The organism is Pseudomonas sp. SH10-3B (assembly GCF_019891415.1).
GTDB lineage: Bacteria > Pseudomonadota > Gammaproteobacteria > Pseudomonadales > Pseudomonadaceae > Aquipseudomonas.
In genome coordinates this window covers 66,824-87,694 of record NZ_JAFLXD010000016.1, presented here as the reverse complement: position 1 = coordinate 87,694, position 20,871 = coordinate 66,824, and the positions used below count along the sequence as shown (strand labels likewise).

23 protein-coding genes and 1 riboswitch are annotated in these 20,871 nt (G+C 61.7%); of the genes, 19 read left to right on the top strand and 4 right to left on the bottom strand.

What is annotated here, in order from left to right; genetic code table 11:
* Positions 1–115 precede the first annotated feature (115 nt).
* The 5 genes from J1G35_RS14590 to J1G35_RS14570 all read left to right on the top strand — a co-directional run bounded on the left by J1G35_RS14590 (position 116) and on the right by J1G35_RS14570 (position 4,720).
* Positions 116–1,156, top strand: coding sequence for a DUF2066 domain-containing protein (locus tag J1G35_RS14590; RefSeq protein WP_223015263.1), 1,041 nt, complete (start codon positions 116–118; stop codon positions 1,154–1,156).
* A gap of 42 nt (positions 1,157–1,198) precedes the next feature.
* Positions 1,199–2,272, top strand: a complete 1,074-nt coding sequence (locus J1G35_RS14585; RefSeq protein WP_053133096.1) for an AI-2E family transporter — start codon at positions 1,199–1,201, stop codon at positions 2,270–2,272.
* A 203-nt stretch (positions 2,273–2,475) separates the two neighbouring features.
* On the top strand, positions 2,476–3,180 hold the full coding sequence (hda, locus tag J1G35_RS14580; protein WP_027603798.1) for a DnaA regulatory inactivator Hda: 705 nt from the start codon (positions 2,476–2,478) through the stop codon (positions 3,178–3,180).
* Between the two features lie 214 nt (positions 3,181–3,394).
* On the top strand, positions 3,395–4,039 hold the full coding sequence (locus J1G35_RS14575; RefSeq protein ID WP_053133099.1) for an NlpC/P60 family protein: 645 nt from the start codon (positions 3,395–3,397) through the stop codon (positions 4,037–4,039).
* A 144-nt stretch (positions 4,040–4,183) separates the two neighbouring features.
* The gene (locus J1G35_RS14570) at positions 4,184–4,720 is read left to right on the top strand and encodes a C40 family peptidase (protein ID WP_053133102.1); all 537 of its coding nucleotides are present in this window, start codon (positions 4,184–4,186) and stop codon (positions 4,718–4,720) included.
* A 73-nt stretch (positions 4,721–4,793) separates the two neighbouring features.
* Here the strand turns inward: J1G35_RS14570 and J1G35_RS14565 are convergent, their stop codons facing one another.
* A complete protein-coding gene (locus J1G35_RS14565; protein ID WP_223015262.1) occupies positions 4,794–6,107 on the bottom strand; it encodes a sorbosone dehydrogenase family protein in 1,314 nt (437 codons plus the stop codon).
* Between the two features lie 99 nt (positions 6,108–6,206).
* A riboswitch (cobalamin riboswitch) is annotated at positions 6,207–6,458 on the top strand.
* A gap of 72 nt (positions 6,459–6,530) precedes the next feature.
* Between J1G35_RS14565 and cobO the strand changes: the two genes are divergently transcribed.
* From cobO to J1G35_RS14500, 14 genes are all read left to right on the top strand, one after another.
* Positions 6,531–7,142, top strand: a complete 612-nt coding sequence (gene cobO / locus J1G35_RS14560) for a cob(I)yrinic acid a,c-diamide adenosyltransferase (RefSeq protein ID WP_027603802.1) — start codon at positions 6,531–6,533, stop codon at positions 7,140–7,142.
* Positions 7,139–8,488 (top strand): cobyrinate a,c-diamide synthase, encoded by a 1,350-nt coding sequence (locus J1G35_RS14555; protein ID WP_223015261.1) that lies wholly within the window; start codon positions 7,139–7,141, stop codon positions 8,486–8,488. Before cobO ends, J1G35_RS14555 begins: the two co-directional genes overlap by 4 nt.
* Positions 8,485–9,135, top strand: coding sequence for a 5,6-dimethylbenzimidazole synthase (gene bluB / locus J1G35_RS14550; RefSeq protein WP_053133111.1), 651 nt, complete (start codon positions 8,485–8,487; stop codon positions 9,133–9,135). Before J1G35_RS14555 ends, bluB begins: the two co-directional genes overlap by 4 nt.
* Positions 9,132–10,040 (top strand): adenosylcobinamide-phosphate synthase CbiB, encoded by a 909-nt coding sequence (gene cbiB / locus J1G35_RS14545; RefSeq protein ID WP_223015260.1) that lies wholly within the window; start codon positions 9,132–9,134, stop codon positions 10,038–10,040. Before bluB ends, cbiB begins: the two co-directional genes overlap by 4 nt.
* Positions 10,033–11,022 carry a threonine-phosphate decarboxylase CobD gene (cobD, locus tag J1G35_RS14540; protein WP_223015259.1) on the top strand — a complete coding sequence of 330 codons (990 nt, stop codon included), beginning with the start codon at positions 10,033–10,035 and terminating at the stop codon, positions 11,020–11,022. Before cbiB ends, cobD begins: the two co-directional genes overlap by 8 nt.
* Positions 11,019–12,470, top strand: coding sequence for a cobyric acid synthase (locus tag J1G35_RS14535; protein ID WP_223015258.1), 1,452 nt, complete (start codon positions 11,019–11,021; stop codon positions 12,468–12,470). The genes cobD and J1G35_RS14535 overlap by 4 nt, the downstream gene beginning before the upstream one ends.
* A 382-nt stretch (positions 12,471–12,852) precedes the next feature.
* Positions 12,853–13,374: a bifunctional adenosylcobinamide kinase/adenosylcobinamide-phosphate guanylyltransferase gene (gene cobU, locus J1G35_RS14530; protein ID WP_223015257.1), complete on the top strand. Its 522-nt coding sequence runs from the start codon at positions 12,853–12,855 to the stop codon at positions 13,372–13,374.
* A complete protein-coding gene (gene cobT / locus J1G35_RS14525; protein ID WP_223015256.1) occupies positions 13,371–14,426 on the top strand; it encodes a nicotinate-nucleotide--dimethylbenzimidazole phosphoribosyltransferase in 1,056 nt (351 codons plus the stop codon). The genes cobU and cobT overlap by 4 nt, the downstream gene beginning before the upstream one ends.
* A complete protein-coding gene (gene cobC / locus J1G35_RS14520; RefSeq protein WP_223015255.1) occupies positions 14,423–14,998 on the top strand; it encodes an alpha-ribazole phosphatase family protein in 576 nt (191 codons plus the stop codon). The genes cobT and cobC overlap by 4 nt, the downstream gene beginning before the upstream one ends.
* 2 nt (positions 14,999–15,000) lie before the next feature.
* Positions 15,001–15,729: an adenosylcobinamide-GDP ribazoletransferase gene (locus J1G35_RS14515; protein WP_223015254.1), complete on the top strand. Its 729-nt coding sequence runs from the start codon at positions 15,001–15,003 to the stop codon at positions 15,727–15,729.
* 42 nt (positions 15,730–15,771) lie between these two features.
* Positions 15,772–16,176: a MarR family transcriptional regulator gene (locus tag J1G35_RS14510; RefSeq protein ID WP_053133135.1), complete on the top strand. Its 405-nt coding sequence runs from the start codon at positions 15,772–15,774 to the stop codon at positions 16,174–16,176.
* 63 nt (positions 16,177–16,239) lie between these two features.
* Positions 16,240–17,439, top strand: coding sequence for an MFS transporter (locus tag J1G35_RS14505; protein WP_172681475.1), 1,200 nt, complete (start codon positions 16,240–16,242; stop codon positions 17,437–17,439).
* Positions 17,436–17,558, top strand: coding sequence for a hypothetical protein (locus J1G35_RS30940; RefSeq protein ID WP_256243906.1), 123 nt, complete (start codon positions 17,436–17,438; stop codon positions 17,556–17,558). Before J1G35_RS14505 ends, J1G35_RS30940 begins: the two co-directional genes overlap by 4 nt.
* A gap of 35 nt (positions 17,559–17,593) precedes the next feature.
* Positions 17,594–18,145, top strand: coding sequence for a redoxin domain-containing protein (locus tag J1G35_RS14500; RefSeq protein WP_223015253.1), 552 nt, complete (start codon positions 17,594–17,596; stop codon positions 18,143–18,145).
* A gap of 65 nt (positions 18,146–18,210) precedes the next feature.
* Here J1G35_RS14500 and J1G35_RS14495 read toward each other — a convergent pair whose 3' ends face one another.
* From J1G35_RS14495 to J1G35_RS14485, 3 genes are all read right to left on the bottom strand, one after another.
* Entirely contained in the window at positions 18,211–19,494 is a 1,284-nt protein-coding gene (locus tag J1G35_RS14495) for an outer membrane protein transport protein (RefSeq protein WP_223015252.1), read from the bottom strand.
* Positions 19,495–19,640: 146 nt separating this feature from the next.
* Positions 19,641–20,123: a hypothetical protein gene (locus J1G35_RS14490; protein ID WP_053133146.1), complete on the bottom strand. Its 483-nt coding sequence runs from the start codon at positions 20,121–20,123 to the stop codon at positions 19,641–19,643.
* A 282-nt stretch (positions 20,124–20,405) separates the two neighbouring features.
* The gene (locus J1G35_RS14485; RefSeq protein WP_010563939.1) at positions 20,406–20,627 is read right to left on the bottom strand and encodes a hypothetical protein; all 222 of its coding nucleotides are present in this window, start codon (positions 20,625–20,627) and stop codon (positions 20,406–20,408) included.
* Positions 20,628–20,871 lie beyond the last annotated feature (244 nt).

The following is a 20,871-nucleotide window of genomic DNA, read 5'->3' as shown; positions in this document are numbered from 1 at the left end:
GCGAAAACTTACCGAGACCCTGTGAATGTTTTACCGGTCGCTGTGGTCACAGCCCTGGCAAACCGAGTTCACGCGGTCTGTTCCAGCCGCTAAATCTGTTGTTCGGGAATCCTCCATGCGTCTGTGTAAATTCTTCTTTGTAGGCTGCTTGTCGTTGGTCAGCCTGGCGAGTCATGCCGAAACCCTCAATGGCCTCTATCAAGTACTTGAACCGGTCAGCAGTCAGTCCCCGCAGGAGCGCGACCAGGCCACCCAGCGCGCGGTGCAGACCCTTGTAATCCGCCTCACCGGTGACGCCAAGGCCGCCGACGGCCCGGGCCTGGCGGCGATTCGCAAGGACCCGCAGCAAATTATCAGCCAATACGGCTACGACGCCGGCCCACCCGAGAGCCTGCAAGTGGACTTCGACCCGGTCAGCACTGATCGCGCCTTGCGTGACGCGGGCCTGTCGGTCTGGGGCAGCAACCGGCCGTCGATCCTTGGCTGGTGGCTGAACGACTCCACCGAAGGCAGCAGCCTGGTCGGTGATGGCCAGGCTGCCGCCCAAGCGCTGCGCCGTGCCGCACAACACCGTGGCCTGCCGTTGCGCCTGCCGCTGGGGGACCTGGATGAGCAGGTCGTCGCTACGCCGCCGAATCTGGAAAATGCCGACGCCACGCCGTTGCGCGCCGCTTCCGAGCGCTACGGCGCCGACGCCTTGCTCGCCGTGCACGCACGCCAGGAAGGCAATCAATGGCAGGCCAAATGGCGCCTGTGGCTGGGCGACAAGAGTGAGCAGGGCACCGCGCAAGGCGCCGACACTGGCGCGGTGGCCGATGCGGTCATGCTGGCGATCAGCCAGAAACTCGCGCCGCGCTTTGCCGTCAAGCCTGGCGTGAGCACCGAGCAATTGCTGGAAGTGCAGGGCATGAACCTGGAGCGCTATGCGGCGCTGGGTCATCTGCTGGAACCGTTTGGCGGCCAGCCGCAGCGCGTGGAGGGCGATCGCATTGTGTATCGGGTCCATGGCAGCGCCGAGCAGTTGCGCACTCAGTTGAGCCTGGCCAGGTTGCAGGAAGTGCCGGCAGGTGAGGCCCCGGCGCAGCAGCCCGTGGCGGATGGCACGCAACCGGCAGCGGCTCCTGAGCCCCAGGCGCAACTGCGCTTTCGTTGGTAAAAATTCTTCCTATATAGATAGAAGCAAGTAATGGAGTGGGTTATGGCGGATACGCGTCGTTGGGTGTGGCTGGGTGGGTTCGTCCTGCTGTGCGTTTTTGTGTTCTTGCTGCATTCGATCCTGACGCCGTTCCTGGTTGCGTTGCTGCTCGCCTATCTGTTCGATCCCGTGGTGGATCGTCTGGAGAAAGCCGGTCTGTCGCGGACCTTGGGTGTGGTTGCGGTGTTTGCGCTGTTCACGTTGATCATCACCGCGTTGGTGCTGGTGCTGGTGCCGATGCTGGCCAAGCAGCTGTTTCGTCTCTACGAGCTGGCGCCGCAGATGCTCGACTGGCTGCAGCACACGGCAATGCCGTGGGTCCAGGCCAAGTTGGGCTTGGCGGATGGGTTCTGGAAGTTCGATAAGGTCAAGGCCGCAATCAGCGAGCATATGGGCCAGACCACTGACATTGTCAGCGTGGTACTCAGCCAGGCGACCGCCTCCAGCCTGGCGCTGATCGGCTGGCTGACCAACCTGGTGCTGATCCCGGTGGTGGCGTTCTACCTGCTGCGCGACTGGGACATCATGATGGCCAAGATCCGCAGCCTGTTGCCCCGTGACCGCGAGGAACGCATCGTGTCCCTGGCCGGCGAGTGCCATGAGGTGCTTGGCGCCTTTGTGCGGGGCCAGTTGCTGGTGATGCTGGCGCTGGGGATCATCTATGCGGCGGGCTTGATGGCTATCGGCCTGGAGCTGGGCTTGTTGATCGGTCTGATCGCCGGTCTCGCCGCTATCGTGCCGTATATGGGCTTTGTGATCGGTATCGGCGCGGCGTTGGTGGCTGGGCTGTTCCAGTTTGGTGGCGACCTGTACCCGATGCTGGGGATTGTCGCGGTGTTCATGGTGGGCCAGGCCCTGGAGGGTATGGTGCTGACGCCATTGCTGGTGGGGGATCGGATTGGCCTGCATCCGGTGGCGGTGATTTTTGCGATCCTGGCAGGCGGCGAGCTGTTCGGCTTTACCGGGATCCTGCTGGCGCTGCCAGTGGCGGCGGTGATAATGGTGCTGGTGCGCCATGTGCACGATCTGTACAAGGAATCCGATGCCTATACGGGCGTCGAAGACCCCGACTTGTAACCGTTGCGTCATAAACCCGGCTTCGGCCGGGTTTGTTGTTTAGGGGGGTAGGGCGTCAAACAATCCACGTAAAACCGGCAAGTTAACGCAAACCTTTGATTTTGCTTGTGGTCTGCTGCATTGTGCGCCCGGCGTCACGGGTATAAACTTTGCAAACTTTACACAGAGGCCACTAACGGTTCGATGGGAGCCGTTCAGTCAGCATGAAACCGATTCAGCTGCCCTTAGGTGTGCGTCTGCGTGATGACGCCACCTTTATCAATTACTACCCAGGCGCCAATGCCGCTGCACTCGGCTATGTCGAGCGGCTCTGCGAAGCCGACGCCGGGTGGACCGAAAGCCTGATCTATCTGTGGGGCAAACACGGCGTGGGGCGTACCCACCTGTTGCAGGCCGCTTGCCTGCGTTTCGAGCAGATGGGCGAGCCGGCCGTTTACCTGCCGCTGGCGGAGTTGATGGATCGAGGCATCGGCATCTTCGACAACCTTGAGCAATATGAACTGGTATGCCTGGACGATCTGCAGGCAGTGGCCGGCAAGGCCGATTGGGAAGAGGCGCTGTTTCACTTGTTCAACCGCTTGCGTGACAGTGGTCGGCGCCTGTTGATCGCTGCATCTACCTCGCCACGGGAGTTGCCGGTCAAGCTGGCCGACCTCAAGTCGCGCCTCACCCTGGCGCTGATCTTTCAGATGCGCCCACTCTCCGACGAAGACAAATTGCGTGCCCTGCAATTGCGCGCCTCCCGTCGCGGCCTGCACCTCACCGACGAGGTGGGGCACTTTATCCTCACCCGTGGGACCCGCAGCATGAGCGCGTTGTTCGATTTGCTCGAACAGCTCGACCAAGCCTCTTTGCAGGCCCAGCGCAAGCTGACTATTCCCTTCCTTAAGGAAACCCTCGGCTGGTAGCCAGCCCTTTGTTTTCGGGGCTTTTGGCGAATTTCAGGCGCCAGAAAACCCGCGTTTGGGCCGGTTTGGCCACGCAAATGGGTTGCATGGGGTGTTAAGGGCTTAGATGTCATAGTCCAAACAAGAAGTCACATATATCACGATTGAATTTGCAAATGGATGTGATAGAGGGCATAGTCTCGGCTTCTTTACACATCTAGTCACGGTCGTGCCCATGCTAAATCGCTTCGCACCCCTCGTGCCCCTCGCACTCGTTACCCTGTTGTTTGGTTGCGCCTCCCATCCTCAACAGGTGGTTGAACAGCAAAAAACTCAACAACAGTCCCAGGCAAAATTCGTTGCTGCGCAGTCTGCTTCTGTTTATGAAGAGACGCTTTATAAAGAAGAGCAAGCAACCGAAAAGGAACTGGCCGATTTCTCCGGCAACAAGCCTTACCAGCTTCCAGTTCTGGCCGACAGCATCCTTGAACGCGGCATGTCCCTGATCGGTACCCGTTACCGTTTCGGCGGTACCTCTGAAGCCGGTTTCGACTGCAGCGGCTTCATCGGCTACCTGTTTCGTGAAGAAGCTGGCATGAACCTGCCACGCTCCACTCGCGAAATGATCAACGTGAAAGCACCGTTGGTCGCACGCAACAACCTCAAGCCTGGCGATCTGCTTTTCTTCAGTACTGCAGGCCGTGGTCGTGTGAGTCACGCCGGTATCTATCTGGGCGATAACCAGTTTATCCACTCCAGCAGCCGTCGCAGTGGCGGTGTTCGAGTCGACAGCCTGGGCGACAGCTACTGGAGCAAAACCTTCATCGAAGCCAAGCGCGCACTCGCCATGGCCCCGACTACGGTTACCGCCAGTAAGTAAACTTAAAGTGATACTTGAAGTTTGACGTGTAAGCGCTAGAATCCCTGGACATTGTTGTAATCCGTTCGCGCGAGCTTTGCTTGCGCGTTCTGGTTTTCAGCGTTCGGCAGCGAAAGCCGCATCCAGACCCGGATTGTTCTGCACATGTCGACCTCAGCCCGCCTGCTCCTTATCCTCTGCGCCGCGCTTATCAGCGCCTGCGCCAGTCGGCCGCCGCCCGCTCCCGTTGCGGTCAAGCCCAAGCCGGTGTTCACCTATTCCAGCCAAAGTTTCTCGCCTGCTGCCGAAGACGTGCTCTTTCGTGCATTGGGTCTGGTCGGCACGCCTTATCGCTGGGGCGGCAACACGCCGGACTCGGGGTTTGATTGCAGCGGCCTGATCGGCTTCGTGTTCCGTGACGCCGCCGGCATCTCCCTGCCGCGCACTACCCGCGAGCTGATCGTGATGCGCGCCCAGGATGTCAGCGAACAGAACCTGCAGACCGGCGATCTGCTGTTCTTTGCCACCGGTGGCGGTTCCCAGGTCAGCCACGCCGGCATCTATGTGGGCGAAGGCCGCTTTGTCCATGCGCCGCAAACCGGCGGTACGGTGAAGCTGGATACCTTGTCCAAGGCGTATTGGCAGAATGCCTATCTGAGTGCCAAGCGTGTGTTGCCAGCAAACCTGGCACGTAATCCCTGAACCAAACACCGAACTAAATGTGGGAGAGGGCTTGCCCCTTTCCACACTGGTTTTATGTTGCTTCTGGAGGCGTTTATTGAGCCGCCGACACCCGCCAGACCTTATTCCCCACATCATCCGCTACCAGCAAATCCCCCTGCTGATCAATCACCACACCCACCGGCCGACCCATGGCTTTCTCATCTTTGTCGAGGAACCCGGTCAGCACATCCACCGGCTGGCCTTTAGGCTGGCCGCCCTCGAATGGCACGAAGATCACCTTGTAGCCACTGTGCGGCTTGCGGTTCCACGAGCCATGCTGGCCGATGAACGCGCCATTGCTGAACGGCGCCGGGAGTTTGCTGCCCTCGGCGAACGTCAGGCCTAAAGATGCGGTGTGTGGCCCCACCGCGTAGTCCGGCGCGATGGCCTTGGCGACCAGGTCCAGATTCTGCGGCGTGACGCGCACATCCACATGCTGGCCGTAGTAGCTGAAAGGCCAGCCATAGAAACCGCCGTCCTTGACCGAGGTGATGTAGTCCGGCACCAGATCGCTGCCGATCTCATCGCGCTCGTTCACTGCGGTCCACAGCTTGCCGCTCTGGGGTTCCCAGGCCATGCCGTTAGGGTTGCGCAGGCCGGAAGCGAAAATGCGGTGCTCGCCGCTGGCGCGATCCACCTCCCAGATCGCCGCCCGGCCCTGTTCCGCCTCCAGACCGTTTTCGCCGACATTACTGTTGGAACCGACGCTTACGTACAGCTTGCTGCCGTCCTTGCTGGCGATCACGTTCTTGGTCCAATGGTGGTTCAAGGGGCCGCCCGGCAGGTCGACCACCTTGGTGCCCGCGCCCTTGATCGCGGTTTCGCCCGCTTGATAGGGGAAGCGCAGCAGCTTGTCCGAATCGGCCACGTACAGGTCATTGCCGACCAGTGTCATGCCGAACGGTGAATTGAGGTTCTCCAGAAACACCGTGCGGGTCTCGGCGACGCCATCGTGATCGGCATCGCGCAGCAGGGTGATGCGGTTCGGGCTTGGCACCCCGGCACCGGCACGGCCCATGACTTTTTCCATGACCCAGCCGCGAATGCCCTTGGAATCATCCGGTTTGGGCGGCGCATTGGTTTCTGCCACCAGCACATCGCCGTTGGGCAGTACATATAGCCAGCGCGGGTGGTCCAGGCCTTCGGCGAACGCCGCCACTTGGGTGCCGGCCGCTGCTGTCGGCTTCGCGCCCTGCGGCCAACCGATAGCCGGGGCGATGTTCACGGTGGGAATCAGGGTTTTGTTCGGCTCCGGCAGTTGGGGCGACGGCCCGGTGCCATCGGACACCTGCAGGGTGGAGCTTTCACCGCAGGCGGCGAGGGTGCCGGCGAGCATGATCAGTAGGGCGAGTCTGGTTTTATGCATGGTGTTCTCCTGGATACCTGTAAGGGTAGAGGAGAGCGGCGAGGCGATGGTTCAAGTGCAACGCCAGCTTTAATTGACGCTCCACCCCCAACCCACTAACCTTCGCGGCTTGTTTCAGGTGCTCTGTGACCCGTGGGTCGACAGAGTGAAACAGGGAAGCCGGTGAGTGAGCGCACTTGTACACAGTGCTGCCGCGATTCCGGCGCTGCCCCCGCAACGGTAAATGAGTCAAGACGCTGCCATTGGCCACTGTATCGCCTGACGATATGGGAAGGCGCATCGTCGGCCTGCTTTCTACATAGGGAGCGCCACTCATGAGCCCGGAGACCGGCCTGGATCATCCAACAGCATCACGGTGGGCGATGCTTGGCTGTCTGTTTTTTCCTGCCTGCCGTTTTTGTCCAGCCCCAACGGAGAGCTGCCATGACCGATACCCCCGACCGCGACGAACGCCACCTGGCGCGCATGCTGCGCAAAAAAGCCGTGATCGACGAGCGCATCGCCAATTCCCCCAATGAGTGCGGCTTGCTGCTGGTGCTGACCGGCAACGGCAAAGGCAAGAGCAGCTCGGCATTCGGCATGCTCGCGCGCGCCATGGGCCACGGCATGCAGTGCGGTGTGGTGCAGTTCATCAAAGGGCGCAACAGCACCGGTGAGGAGTTGTTCTTCCGTCGCTTCCCCGAACAAGTGCGTTTCCATGTGATGGGCGAAGGCTTCACCTGGGAAACCCAGGACCGCCAGCGCGATATCGCCGCCGCCGAAGCCGCCTGGGCCGTCTCCCGTGAACTGCTGCAAGACCCCACCATCGGCCTGGTGGTGCTGGATGAGCTGAACATCGCCCTCAAGCATGGCTACCTCGACCTCGATCAGGTACTCAGCGACCTGCAAGCCCGTCCGCCGATGCAGCACGTGGTGGTCACCGGCCGTGGCGCCAAGCCTGAATTGATCGAAATGGGCGACACCGTCACCGAAATGGGCATGCTCAAGCACGCATTCCAGGCCGGTATCAAGGCACAGAAGGGCGTCGAACTTTGAATCAGCCCCGCCATTGCCCAGCCGTCCTGATCGCCGCACCGGCGTCCGGCCAGGGCAAAACCACCGTCACCGCCGCGCTGGCCCGTTTGCACCGCAACCTGGGGCGCAAGGTGCGCGTGTTCAAATGCGGCCCGGACTTCTTGGACCCGATGATCCACGAACGCGCCAGCGGTGCGCCGGTGTATCAATTGGACATGTGGATGGTGGGCGAGCAGGAAAGTCGCCGCCTGCTGTGGGAAGCGGCGGGGGAGGCCGACCTGATCCTGATCGAAGGCGTGATGGGCCTGTTCGATGGCACACCGTCCAGCGCCGACCTGGCGCGGCATTTCGGCGTTCCGGTGCTCGGCGTGATCGATGGCACCGCCATGGCCCAGACCTTTGGCGCCCTGGCCCTGGGCCTGGCGCGCTATCAGCCGGACTTGCCGTTTGCCGGCGTGCTGGCCAACCGCGTCGGTACCCTGCGCCATGCGCAACTGCTGGAAGGCAGCCTCACCGAAGGCTTGCGTTGGTATGGCGCACTGTCCCGCGAAACCGGGATTGAACTGCCCAGCCGCCATTTGGGCCTGGTGCAAGCCAGCGAATTGAACGATCTCGACGTGCGCCTGGACGCCGCCGCCCAGGCACTGGGCAGCAGCTGTGAAGTCGCGTTGCCGCCACCGGTAACCTTCGCCGCACCGCAAGTGATCGCCGCCGAGCCATTGCTGGCCGGTGTACGCATTGCCGTGGCCCGTGACGAAGCCTTCGCCTTCACCTATGGCGCCAGCCTCGACCTGCTGCGGGCGATGGGCGCCGAACTGACGTTTTTCTCGCCGATCCATGATCGCCAGCTGCCCGAGGCTGACAGCCTCTATTTGCCCGGTGGTTACCCGGAATTGCACCACCAGGCGCTGTCCGACAATACTCCGATGCTCACCGCCATTCGTGCGCACCACGCCGCCGGCAAGCCGTTGCTCGCCGAGTGCGGCGGCATGCTCTACCTGCTGGACTCGCTCACCGACGTGGACGGCAAACGTGCTGAACTGCTTGGCCTGCTCCAGGGCGATGCGGTGATGCAAAAGAAACTCGCGGCCCTGGCCCTGCAAAGCGTCGAATTGCCCGAAGGCGTGCTGCGCGGGCACACGTACCACCATTCCCTGACCAGCACCGAGTGCCAGCCGATTGCCCGTGGCCTGAGCCCCAATGGTGGGCGCGGTGCCGAAGCGGTTTACCGGCAGGGGCGAATGACGGCCTCTTACGTGCACTTCTATTTCCCGTCGAATCCGACTGCGGTGGCCGCCTTGTTTGCGCCGGACCGAGCTCAAACCCTATCCACTGTGGGAGGGGGCTTGCCCCCGGTAGGGCCATGACCGACAACGCTTTCCCCCAGGCCGACCGCGACGCCGTCTACCGCGCCATCGCCGAACGCCGCGACATGCGCCATTTCAGCGGTGGCGTGGTCGCCCCCGAATTGCTGCATCGCCTGCTCCAGGCCGCGCACCAGGCCCCCAGCGTTGGCCTGATGCAGCCCTGGCGGTTTATCCGCATCAGCGACCGCGCGTTGCGAAGCCAGATTCAACAGCTGGTGGAAGAAGAGCGCGTGCGCACCGCCGAGGCGTTGGGCGAGCGCTCCGACGCGTTCATGAAGCTCAAGGTCGAAGGCATCCACGACTGCGCCGAAGTGCTGGTGGCAGCGTTGATGGATGACCGTGAGCGCCACATCTTCGGGCGGCGCACCCTGCCGGAGATGGACCTGGCGTCGCTGTCCTGCGCGATCCAGAACCTGTGGCTGGCAGCGCGGGTCGAGGGGCTGGGCATGGGCTGGGTCTCGTTGTTCGAGCCCCAGGCCCTGGCCGACCTGCTGGGCCTGCCGCCCGGCGCGAAACCCCTGGCGGTCTTGTGCCTGGGGCCGGTGACGGAATTTTACCCGGCACCGATGTTGCAGCTCGAAGGCTGGACCGAACCTCGGCCGTTGAGTGAGATGTTGTATGAGAATGTGTGGGGAGTGAGTCAATGAGTGTGGCCTTGCTGTGTGTGGCTGCGGTGGCGCTGGATGCGCTGCTGGGCGAGCCCAGGCGCTGGCATCCGCTGGTGGCGTTCGGCAATTTTGCCGGGCGTGTCGAACAACGTTTCAACAGCGGTGGCCGTGGCTGGCGCAGCCATGGCGTGACCGCGTGGTTTATCGCCGTGGTGCCGTTGACCCTGCTGGCCACCGCGTTGTCGTGGGCGCCGTATATCGGCTGGATACTGGAAATCCTCGCGCTGTACTGCGCCCTCGGCATGCGCAGCCTCGGCGAACATGTAATCCCGGTGGCCCAGGCCCTGCGCAGCGACGACCTGGACGCGGCCCGCACGCGCGTGAGTTACCTGGTCAGCCGCCAGACCAGCGAACTGGACCGCACCGAAGTCGCCCGCGCCGCCACCGAGTCGGTGCTGGAAAACGGCAGCGATGCGGTGTTTGCCGCGCTGTTCTGGTTTGTCGTCGCCGGCGTGCCGGGCGTGGTGCTCTACCGTCTGAGCAACACCCTTGACGCCATGTGGGGCTATCGCAACGAACGCTTCGAACGCTTCGGTTGGGCTGCCGCCAAGATCGACGATGTACTCAACTATATTCCTGCACGTCTGGTGGCTTTAACCTACGCCGTGCTCGGCAAAACCCGCCTGTCCCTCAAATGCTGGCGCACTCAGGGACCGACCTGGGACAGCCCGAATGCCGGGCCGGTGATGGCATCCGGCGCCGGTGCGTTGGGCGTTGAGCTGGGTGGCGCCGCGATTTACCACGGCGAGGTGCATCATCGTCCGCAGTTGGGCGAAGGCCCGGCGGCGGATGCCGATTCCATCGACCGCGGCTGGCAGCTGGTGCAGCGCGGCGTATGGTTGTGGTTGCTGATTCTATGCGTGGGGGCGCAATTTTATGCTTGAACACGGTGGCCGGCTGCGCAAGGCGGCGATTCAGTACGGGATCGCCGAGGCCGATTGGCTGGACCTTTCCAGCGGCCTCGCGCCCTGGCCCTGGCCGATCCCGGAGATTCCGCTGCGGGCCTGGGCGCGCTTGCCGGAATCTGACGACGGCCTGGAACAAGCGGCCAGCGAGTATTACGGCGCTGCCCATCTCCTGCCAGTGGCCGGCTCCCAGGCGGCGATCCAGTTGCTGCCGCGCCTGCGCCGTGCCGGCAAGGTCGGCGTGCTGTCGCCGTGCTATGCCGAGCACGCCGAAGCCTGGCGCCGCGCCGGTTACGTGGTGCGCGAAGTGCAGGAGCAGGAAGTCGATTTTTTCCTCGATGGCCTCGACGTGCTGGTGGTGGTCAACCCCAATAACCCCACCGGACTCAGCCTGCCCCCGCAACGCCTGCTGGACTGGCACACAAGGCTGGCCCAGCGCGGCGGCTGGCTGGTGGTGGACGAAGCGTTTATGGATATCACCCCGCAGTTGAGCCTGGCGAGTCAGGCCCATCGGGTCGGCTTGATTGTGCTGCGCTCGTTTGGCAAGTTTTTCGGCCTGGCCGGTGTGCGCCTGGGCTTTGTGCTGGCCGAACGCAGGTTGCTTAAGTTGCTGGCCGAACAGGTCGGGCCGTGGGCCGTCAGCGGGCCGACGCGGGTGCTGGGTCAAGTGTGCCTGCGCGATACCGCTGGCCATGCGCGGCAGCGAGCGCGTTGCATCGAGGCCGGCCAGCGCCTGTTTGAAATACTTGAGCGCCATGGCTTTCAACCCCAGGGCGGCTGCGCGTTGTTCCAATGGTTGATCACCCCACACGCTGAGCGCATGCACGAATTCATGGCCCAGCGCGGCATCCTGCTGCGCCTGTTTGTGCACGACAGCAGTGTGCGTTTTGGCCTGCCCGGCACCGAGGCCGACTGGTTGCGTCTCGACGAAGCGCTGGCGGCCTACAGGGACGCGTCATGAGTACGCTGATGGTGCAAGGCACCACCTCCGATGCCGGCAAAAGTACCCTGGTGACCGCCTTATGCCGTTGGCTGGTGCGCCAGGGCATCGCCGTGGCGCCGTTCAAACCGCAGAACATGGCGCTCAACAGCGCCGTGACGGCCGAAGGCGGCGAGATTGGCCGCGCCCAGGCCGTGCAGGCCCAAGCGGCCAACCTGGCGCCCCACACCGATATGAACCCGGTGCTGCTCAAGCCCAACAGCGACACGGGCTCCCAGGTGATCATCCATGGCCGCGCCGTGACCAGCATGAACGCGGTGGCCTATCACGACTACAAAGCCATCGCGATGCAGGCGGTGCTGGCCTCCCACGCGCGCTTGAGCGAAAGCTACCGGGTGGTGATGGTGGAAGGCGCAGGCTCTCCGGCCGAGATCAACCTGCGCGCCAATGACATCGCCAACATGGGCTTCGCCGAGGCCGTCGACTGCCCGGTGCTGCTGATTGCCGATATCAATCGTGGCGGCGTATTTGCCCACCTGGTCGGCACCCTGGAACTGCTCTCGCCCAGCGAACAGGCGCGGGTCAAGGGCTTCATCATCAACCGCTTTCGCGGCGACATCGCACTGCTGCAACCCGGCCTGGATTGGTTGCAGGCACGCACCGGCAAACCGGTGGTGGGCGTATTGCCCTACGTGATGGACCTGCACCTGGAAGCCGAGGACGGCATCGACCAACGCCAGATCGACAAGGCGGCGCAGGTGCTCAAAGTAGTGGTGCCGGTGTTGCCGCGCATCAGCAACCATACGGATTTCGATCCGCTGCGCCTGCATCCCCAGGTGGATTTGCAGTTTATCCGGCCGGGCCAGCCGATTCCGGCCGCCGACCTGATCATCCTGCCCGGCTCGAAAAGCGTGCGCAGCGACCTCGCGTACCTGCGCGCCAATGGCTGGGACACCGCCGTGGCGCGGCACTTGCGCTACGGCGGCAAGGTGCTTGGGATTTGCGGCGGCTTGCAGATGCTTGGTGAACAGGTGCACGACCCGTTGGGCCTGGAAGGGCTTGCCGGTTCCAGCGACGGCCTGGGTCTGCTGGCATTCAGCACCACCCTGGAAGCAGAGAAACAGCTGCGCAATGTGCGTGGGCGTTTGTTGCTGGAGGACGCCGAGGTCAGCGGGTATGAGATCCATGCGGGCGTGACGTGCGGCGCTGCCCTGTCGAACGCCGCCGTGCTGCTGGATGACGGTCGCAGTGACGGCGCGCAAAGTGCTGATGGGCAGATTCTCGGCACGTATCTGCATGGCTTGTTCGAGACCCCGGCGGCCTGCAGTGCGTTGCTGCGCTGGGCCGGGTTGCAGGATGTGCAGGCGGTGGACTACCACGCCCTGCGCGAACGTGATATCGAGCGCCTGGCGGATCTGGTGGAGAACCATTTGGACACCGATTTGTTGCGCAAACTGTGTGGGGTTTAAGGGTGTACACACGGTTCAAATGTGGGAGAGGGCTTTCGGTGTACATATCCATTCCTGCGGTAACGGCCACTTATGGTTCCGCTCTTACAGCGGCTCACTTTTGGAAAGGCCCAAAAGTAAGCAAAAGGCCTTCGCCCCACCACTCGGCACCTCGCTTGGGCTCGGTGTGCCCTCACTCCGGCTTGAATCCGTGGGCCGCCGCAATGGGCCATCCCTGGCCCGGTGCGGCTAACCCGGCGTCCTGCCGGGTTACCCACGGATTCAAGCCTGCGTTCGGCCAGCGTGGTTTACGGGGCGACTTCAGATCAAAAGCAGGATCAAAAGCCAGATCAAAAACGACTCGCTTCGCATCGTGGAGTGGTGGGTGGGTAGGGGGTGTCTCATGCTTCAACTGATTTTAGGCGGCGCTCGTTCCGGTAAAAGCCGCCTGGCCGAAAAGCTTGCCAGCGACAGCGCTTTGCCCGTCATCTATATCGCCACCAGCCAACCGCTTGACGGCGAGATGAATGCCCGCGTTGCCTTGCATCGCGAGCGCCGCCCGGATCACTGGGGTTTGATCGAGGAACCTGTCGAGCTGGCGCGTGTGCTACGCGAAAACGCTGCGCCCGGTCGTTGCCTGTTGGTGGATTGCCTGACCCTGTGGCTGACCAATCTGCTGATGCTCGAAGAGGCGGAGCGCCTGGCGTTTGAGCGCGATCAATTGCTGGAAACCCTGGCCGTGGTGCCGGGTGAAATTATTTTTGTCAGCAACGAGACCGGTCTGGGTGTCGTGCCGCTGGGCGAATTGACTCGCCGCTATGTGGATGAAGCCGGTTGGCTGCATCAAGCCTTGGCCGAGCGGTGTCAGCGTGTTGTCCTGACGGTTGCCGGCCTGCCCCTGACGTTGAAAGGTACTGCGTTATGACTGACACCTGGTGGCTCAACCCTTGTAAGGCGATTGACGCCTCGGCGTACGAACAAGCTCTGGCGCGCCAGCAGCAATTGACCAAGCCGGCCGGCTCACTTGGCCAGTTGGAGGCGTTGGCGGTGCAATTGGCCGGTTTGCAGGGCCAGGTCAAACCGTCGGTGGATCAGCTGTGGATCGCCATCTTTGCCGGTGATCACGGCGTGGTTGCCGAAGGGGTATCGGCGTTTCCCCAGGAAGTGACCGGGCAGATGCTGCATAACTTTGTCAGTGGTGGTGCGGCCATCAGTGTATTGGCGCGGCAACTGGATGCGCAGTTGGAAGTGGTCGACCTCGGTACGGTGACCCCTTCGCTGAGCCTGCCCGGCGTCCGTCACCTGAATATCGGCGCGGGCACCGCCAATTTCGTCAAGGGCCCGGCAATGACCGGCGCCCAGGGCCGATTGGCATTGCAGGCGGGTCGCGACAGTGTGCTGCGCGCCCGTGAACGCGGTGCGCAGTTGTTTGTCGGCGGTGAGATGGGCATTGGCAACACCACCGCCGCCAGTGCGCTGGCCTGTGCTTTGCTCGATTGCCAGGTGACCGACCTGACAGGCCCAGGCACCGGGTTGAATGCCCAGGGCGTCAGTCACAAGGTGGCGGTGATCGAGCGCGCACTCGCCTTGCATGCCGCGCAGCGTGGGGATGCGCTGCAAACCCTGTTCAATCTCGGCGGCTTTGAAATCGCTGCCTTGGTGGGCGCTTATCTGGCCTGCGCCCAGGAAGGCATTGTGGTGTTGTTGGATGGGTTTATCTGCACCGTCGCGGCGCTGGTCGCCACGCGCTTGAACCCGGCGTGCCGCGACTGGCTGCTGTTCGGCCATCGCGGTGCCGAGCCTGGCCATCGCCATGTCTTGCAGAGCCTCGATGCACAGCCGTTGCTGGAACTGGGCCTGCGCCTGGGCGAGGGCAGTGGCGCGGCGTTGGCGGTGCCGTTGCTGCGCCTGGCGTGTGCGCTGCACGGGCAAATGGCGACGTTTGCCGAAGCGGCCGTGGCAGACCGTCCGGCATGACCTTGCACCTGGACCTGTTGCGCCATGGCGAAACCGAGCTGGGCGGCGGCCTGCGCGGCAGCCTGGACGATGCGTTGACCGCCAAGGGCTGGGAACAGATGCGCGCCGCCGTGGTGGCACAGGGGCCTTGGGACCGGCTGATCAGTTCGCCGTTGCAACGCTGCGCGCGCTTCGCCGATGAGTTGGGTGCGCGGCTGCATCTGCCGGTGAGCCTGGAAAAGGATCTGCAAGAACTGCACTTCGGTGCCTGGGAAGGGCAGAGTGCGGCAGCGCTGATGGAGACCGATGCCGAAGGCCTTGGCTGGTTCTGGGCCGACCCCTATAGCTTCACGCCGCCCCAGGGCGAACCGGTCAGCGAGTTTTCCCAGCGGGTTTTGGGCGCCGTCCTGCGCCTGCATAAGGCGTATGCCGGTGAGCGTGTGCTGCTGATCAGCCACGGCGGGGTGATGCGCTTGCTGTTGGCTCAGGCGCGCGGTCTGCCCCGTGAGCAGTTGCTGAATGTCGAAGTCGCTCATGGCGGGTTGTTCAGCCTCCAGGTCGGCGCCGATGGCGTGTTGAAGGAAGGAATCTGAGCATGCTGCCGTTCTGGATCGCGCTGCAATTTCTCAGCAGTTTGCCTATTCGTCTGCCGGGCATGCCGCAACCCCATGAGCTTGGGCGCTCGCTTCTGTTCTATCCGCTGGTCGGGTTGCTGTTCGGCGTGCTGCTGTGGGGCCTCAATACGTTGTTGGTCGGATCACCGCTGTTGTTGCACGCCGCGCTGCTGCTGACGGCCTGGGTGCTGCTCAGTGGCGGCTTGCACCTCGATGGCCTGGCGGACAGCGCCGATGCCTGGCTCGGTGGTTTCGGCGACCGCGAGCGCACCCTCAGCATCATGAAAGACCCGCGCAGCGGGCCGATTGCCGTGGTCACCCTGGGCCTGGTGTTACTGCTCAAGTTCACCGCGCTGGTGGCCTTGATCGAGCAGCACAACGGTGCGGCGTTGATCCTCGCGCCGTTGATCGGGCGGGCGTCGATGCTGGCATTGTTTCTCACCACGCGCTATGTGCGAGCGGGCGGGTTGGGTCAGGCGCTGTCGGATCATTTACCGCGCATCGTCGGTCAACAGGTACTGATCCTCAGTGGCCTGGGGTGCATCCTGATCGGTGGTTTCAGCGGTGGGATGGCCGTGTTGCTCGCGGCACTGTGCTTTATGGGGCTGCGCCAACTGATGATCAATCGGCTCGGCGGCACCACCGGCGACACTGCTGGCGCGCTGCTGGAACTGCTGGAAGTCGCCGTATTGGTGGGCCTGGCGCTGTAACACTTTCTTGCATTTCAATAATCGCGGGTATATACACGTTCCATGCTTGCCTCCCAATGTTTATGTACCAACCTGCGACGTGCCGCCCGTGGCGTCAGCAGGCATTACGACGGCGCCCTCGATGGCTTCGGAATCAACGTCGCCCAGTATTCTTTGCTGTGCAACCTGCAGCGCCTCGACCAACCGAGCATTTCCAGCCTGGCCGACGCCATGGGTCTGGATCGCAGCACCTTGGGGCGCAACCTGCGGGTGCTGGAGTGCGAAGGGCTGGTGCAACTGGTCGAGGGCAACGACCTGCGCAACCGTCTGGTGTTACTGACCGAGGCCGGCGAGCAACGCTTGGCCGCCGCGTTGCCGGCCTGGGAGGCGGCGCAACAGAAATTGATCGATCAACTCGGCGCGGAAAAACGCGAAACCCTGTTGGCCTTGCTGGATGAACTCGCCTGAAGGCGGGTTTGTTCGAATACAAGCGGGTATATACCCGCGAACGGAGAATAAGAAATGACGTCGATGTGGCGCACCAGTGGTTGGATCCTTGTGGGGAGTGCGCTGATCCTGGCGTTGTCCCTGGGCGTGCGGCACGGTTTCGGCCTGTTCCTGGCGCCGATGAGCAGCGAATTCGGCTGGGGCCGTGAGACCTTTGCCTTTGCCATCGCCTTGCAAAACCTGATCTGGGGCCTGGCGCAGCCGTTTACCGGTGCCTTGGCCGACCGTTTCGGCGCCACCAAGGCGGTGTTTGTCGGCGGCGTGTTATACGCCGCAGGCCTGGTGTTGATGGGCATGTCGGATTCGGCGTGGTCGTTGTCCTTGAGTGCGGGCTTGCTGATCGGTATCGGCCTGTCCGGCACGTCGTTTTCGGTGATTCTGGGCGTGGTCGGCCGCGCCGTGGCGCCGGAAAAGCGCAGCATGGCCATGGGCATTGCCAGTGCTGCCGGTTCGTTCGGCCAGTTCGCCATGGTGCCGGGTACCTTGGGCTTGATCAGTTGGCTGGGATGGTCGGCGGCTTTGCTGGTGTTGGGCCTGATGGTGGCGCTGATCCTGCCGCTGGTGAGCATGCTCAAGGACCGCCCGCTGCCGGTGATGGCTGGCCAGCAAACCCTGCGTGAAGCCTTGAAGGAAGCCTGCTCCCACTCCGGGTTCTGGTTGCTGGCCTTCGGCTTTTTCGTCTGCGGTTTCCAGGTGGTGTTTATCGGTGTGCACCTGCCGGCCTATCTGGTGGACCAGCACTTGCCGGCAACGGTCGGCACCACGGTGTTGGCGCTGATCGGGCTGTTCAATATCTTCGGCACCTATACCGCCGGCTGGCTCGGCGGGCGTATGTCCAAGCCACGCCTGTTGACCGGGTTGTACCTGCTGCGCGCGGTGGTGATCATGCTGTTCCTGTGGGCACCGGTGACCGAAGTCACGGCCTACCTGTTCGGCATGGCCATGGGCTTCCTGTGGCTGTCCACGGTACCGCTGACCAACGGCACGGTCGCCACGTTGTTTGGGGTGCGAAACCTGTCCATGCTCGGTGGGATCGTGTTCCTTTTCCACCAGCTCGGCTCGTTCCTTGGCGGTTGGTTGGGCGGGGTGGTCTATGATCGAACCGGTAACTACGATTTGATCTGGCAAGTGGCGATCCTCTTGAGTGTGCTCGCCGCAGCCCTGAATTGGCCGGTGCGTGAGCGGCCGGTGGCGCGATTGCAGGCGCAGATGGAGGCGACATGAGTGCGACCTGGTATTGGTTCGGCGGGGCAGTAGCGATAGCGCTGTTGCTGGCCCTGGCCTGGTGGGGCTGGCAACGCGGTGGACTGGCGTTGATGCAACTGGGTATGTCGATCTGTTAAGTTCGATTCCTGAACTCTTTATAGGACCTTTCGACATGCAGATGCGCTGGCTTGCTGTACCTGTGCTGATGGCTGCTTTTGGCGGCGTGGCGTTGGCTGCCGATTGCCCGCCGTTGCTGGAGGGGCAATTGCCCAAGCTGCGTGCCAAGGAATCCATCGACTTGTGCCAACGTTTTGCCGGCAAGCCCTTGGTTATCGTCAACACCGCGAGCTTTTGCGGGTTCGCGCCGCAATTCAAGGGGCTCGAAGCACTGTATCAACGCTACAAGGATCAAGGGCTGGAGGTGATCGGCGTGCCCTCCGATGACTTCAAGCAGGAAGCCAAGACCGGCGAAGAAACTGCCAAGGTCTGCTACGTGAACTACGGCGTGACCTTCACCATGACCGAGCCGCAGAAGGTCAAGGGGCCGGACGCGGTGCACCTGTTCAAGGTATTGGCGCAGCAGAGCAATGCGCCGAAGTGGAATTTCTACAAGTATGTAGTGGATCGCCAGGGCAAGGTGATTGCCGATTTCTCCAGCCTCACCAAGCCGGACAGCCCTGATCTGATCAAGGCTGTGGAGCAGGCCATAGCGTCCAAACCCTGACCAACGCCCATTGAAAAGCCCCGCCTCCTTTGCAGGAGAGCGGGGCTTTTTTACACCCGTCTGGATCAGAAGGTGTAGGTCATGCCGAGGCCGAAACCGTTGGCACTGTTTTCGTACTTGGCGCTGTAGTTGGACGGCAGTGAGGTGTTATTGACCTTGACGTCTTCTTCCTTGAGGTAGGAGTACGCCAGGTCGACCGTCATGTTATCCATGACTTTGTAGCCCAGGCCCACGCTGAAGATCGTCCGGTCGCCAGTAGGAATACGTGGCGAACGATCGGTGTTGTTGGTTGGCGACTGGTCGAAGGTCAGGCCGGTACGCAGTACCACCTGCTTGGTCAACTGGTAGGAGGTACCCACGGCATAGGCCCAGGTGTCGTGCCAGTTTTGTTCTTCGGTGATGTTGGCGATTCGGCTAGGGGCCAGGGCGCCACCGTTTGTCCCAGTCACACCTTCGTTGTTGACGGTGATCTCTTTCAGGCGACTCCAGCGTGTCCAGGTTGCACCGCCGTACAGTTTCCAGGCATCGGTCAGGTCTTGAGTGACCGACAGGTCGTAGGATTCCGGGGTCTCGATTTTCAAGGAGGCGTCGTAACGGTTGTTACGCAGCGCGCCTTGAGTCTGGGCCGGACCGCTGACGGTGGTGTGCCCCTCAAGCTTGTAATTGACCTTGGAGTGGTAGGTCAGGCCTACGCGGGTAGTATCAGTTGCCTGGACCAGCACACCGACATTGAAGCCCAGTGCGGTGTCATCACCCTTGATCTTGACGTTGGTGTCCGAGAAAGGCGCGCCGATTACCAATGTCTTGTCCGACTCCAACACCCCGGAGATGCGGTTGATGGTCGGACCAAAACCGATGGAAACCTTGTCGTTGAAGGCATAGCTGACAGTCGGCTGGAAGGTCATGACCTTCACTTCGCTCTTGCTGCCAAAGCCACGGCCCTGGAAGCCGTTTTCATAGTCGGTCACCAGACCGAACGGTGCATAGACGCCGAAGCCGATGGCCCACTGATCGTTGAGTTTGTTGGTGTAGAAGCCGAATGGCACCGCAGTGAAAGGAACCATATCACCTTTGTTTGAGCCGCTTGGGCGGCCACTTGCGTCTTTGATATCGGTCGACGCATCAATGGCTGCGACACCACCGGTGATTTGTTGGCCATTCAAGCGGGACATACCGGCCGGGTTACCGTAGACAGTGCTTGCATCATCGGCAGAAGAGGAGCGACCTGCGAAACCCGTACCCATCCCGCTGACGCTCTGTTCGTTCAGTGCGAAACCGCTTGCGAACAGTTGGGAGGATGCCATGGCAACGGCGAGGCTAAGTGTGGTCTTGAGCATTACTTTTTTCATTATTAGAACTCCGTGGTGATCACCGCAGCGGAAAGTATCAATAAAATTAACATCGCGCTATAGGCTGTAATGCAGGAGATAGAGCGGTTTTGTAGGACAATCTGACCAAAATTCGGTGTTTTTGGCGAATCTTGCAAATTGCCCGGTCAGCAAACCGCGTGATTCATGGGGGAAACACAGGTTTGCCAGGCTTGGGTGAAATCCCGCAGCCTTCCTTGAGGGTGAAATATTTCTTTCCAGATACGCGCCATGGCCAAAACATCACCCGGGGGTGGCAGGGCGGGGCTGTGTTGTTCAACCAGCAGCCAGGCGATAGCCGTGGCGTAACGCAGGTTTACGGTGAGCTCCAATTGCGGCGCGCTGAGGAAGGCATGCTGGCTGGCCAGGCCACGTACCAGGCTGGCACGTTCGGGGTCGAGCGCCAGGTAGTTATCCCACAAGGCGCGATGGCGAGGTTCGGTGATGCTGTACAGGCCGTGGCCGCGTCGATCGTGCAGAGCGGAACCCAGTTCCGACTGGCTGGCCGCAATACCCAGCAGCAAGGACTCAGCCGTTGGGCTCTGCCGACCGAGGTACGTCAACGTCGGCCGGATTACGTAACGACACAATTCACTGGCTGCGATACCCATACACGCCTCAATCCGTGAAAGTGGTCGACGATGCCTGAGAAGGGGGGGGGCTTGGCAGCAGTGGATCGGATCTCAGGCTCGTCGGAAGCGGATCATGCCGCTTGAGTTGAAGTGTAGTGTCATATTAATGAGGTAAAGGACTGTTTTTAAAACATCTTCCTCATCCAGTTATAACGTTTATATCGATTTGAACTTAGTAAAAAGGCCCACAGCGTGAATTGCGGGCAATAAAAAACCCTGCTTTTTAAACAGGGTTTTTTGTGTTTCAGCGACTTTGGTCGATCAGGCAACCAGTGCCTGACGAGTACGTTCGATCACTGCCTGCAGCGGTTCTGCGCTGGAGTATTGATCGGGGTACAGGCGTTCGCTGTGACGAGCGATGCCGTGTTCGTTGACCAGGGTGAAGCTGAAGCAGCCTTTGCGAGCGGCCATGATCAGGCAGTTCATTGGAGCAAAAGCGTTGGTGAGGGTGCGAATGGCATCCTGAGTATGGATAGCGGACATATTATTGGTGTTCCTACAAATGACACGGATAAGAACCGTGCAACGTTAAAACGTTCCAGTAACGTTGATCACCATTGATCAAACGAAGAACCCGACTGGAACAAAGCAGCCAGTTTGAAGCGCTAATAAGTTAGGCGCGCTTGGGCTGGCAGGTAGGTACTTAGGAGGGCAGGCAACACAACAGGGGCAAAGGTTCTGGGCCCAGGGTGAAGATCCTGATCAATTTGCAGGTTGGTTCGGTCAG

Coding starts and splice junctions, on each gene's coding strand:
- hda (WP_027603798.1), top strand. CDS start 2,476: ATGAAACCGATTCAGCTGCCCTTAGGTGTGCGTCTGCGTGATGACGCC.
- J1G35_RS14575 (WP_053133099.1), top strand. CDS start 3,395: ATGCTAAATCGCTTCGCACCCCTCGTGCCCCTCGCACTCGTTACCCTG.
- cobO (WP_027603802.1), top strand. CDS start 6,531: ATGACCGATACCCCCGACCGCGACGAACGCCACCTGGCGCGCATGCTG.
- J1G35_RS14485 (WP_010563939.1), bottom strand. CDS start 20,627: ATGTCCGCTATCCATACTCAGGATGCCATTCGCACCCTCACCAACGCT.
- bluB (WP_053133111.1), top strand. CDS start 8,485: ATGACCGACAACGCTTTCCCCCAGGCCGACCGCGACGCCGTCTACCGC.
- J1G35_RS14585 (WP_053133096.1), top strand. CDS start 1,199: ATGGCGGATACGCGTCGTTGGGTGTGGCTGGGTGGGTTCGTCCTGCTG.
- J1G35_RS14495 (WP_223015252.1), bottom strand. CDS start 19,494: ATGAAAAAAGTAATGCTCAAGACCACACTTAGCCTCGCCGTTGCCATG.
- J1G35_RS14515 (WP_223015254.1), top strand. CDS start 15,001: ATGCTGCCGTTCTGGATCGCGCTGCAATTTCTCAGCAGTTTGCCTATT.
- J1G35_RS14490 (WP_053133146.1), bottom strand. CDS start 20,123: ATGGGTATCGCAGCCAGTGAATTGTGTCGTTACGTAATCCGGCCGACG.
- J1G35_RS30940 (WP_256243906.1), top strand. CDS start 17,436: ATGAGTGCGACCTGGTATTGGTTCGGCGGGGCAGTAGCGATAGCGCTG.
- J1G35_RS14510 (WP_053133135.1), top strand. CDS start 15,772: ATGCTTGCCTCCCAATGTTTATGTACCAACCTGCGACGTGCCGCCCGT.
- cobT (WP_223015256.1), top strand. CDS start 13,371: ATGACTGACACCTGGTGGCTCAACCCTTGTAAGGCGATTGACGCCTCG.
- J1G35_RS14535 (WP_223015258.1), top strand. CDS start 11,019: ATGAGTACGCTGATGGTGCAAGGCACCACCTCCGATGCCGGCAAAAGT.
- cbiB (WP_223015260.1), top strand. CDS start 9,132: ATGAGTGTGGCCTTGCTGTGTGTGGCTGCGGTGGCGCTGGATGCGCTG.
- J1G35_RS14505 (WP_172681475.1), top strand. CDS start 16,240: ATGTGGCGCACCAGTGGTTGGATCCTTGTGGGGAGTGCGCTGATCCTG.
- J1G35_RS14590 (WP_223015263.1), top strand. CDS start 116: ATGCGTCTGTGTAAATTCTTCTTTGTAGGCTGCTTGTCGTTGGTCAGC.
- J1G35_RS14565 (WP_223015262.1), bottom strand. CDS start 6,107: ATGCATAAAACCAGACTCGCCCTACTGATCATGCTCGCCGGCACCCTC.
- J1G35_RS14570 (WP_053133102.1), top strand. CDS start 4,184: ATGTCGACCTCAGCCCGCCTGCTCCTTATCCTCTGCGCCGCGCTTATC.
- cobU (WP_223015257.1), top strand. CDS start 12,853: ATGCTTCAACTGATTTTAGGCGGCGCTCGTTCCGGTAAAAGCCGCCTG.
- J1G35_RS14500 (WP_223015253.1), top strand. CDS start 17,594: ATGCAGATGCGCTGGCTTGCTGTACCTGTGCTGATGGCTGCTTTTGGC.
- cobC (WP_223015255.1), top strand. CDS start 14,423: ATGACCTTGCACCTGGACCTGTTGCGCCATGGCGAAACCGAGCTGGGC.
- cobD (WP_223015259.1), top strand. CDS start 10,033: ATGCTTGAACACGGTGGCCGGCTGCGCAAGGCGGCGATTCAGTACGGG.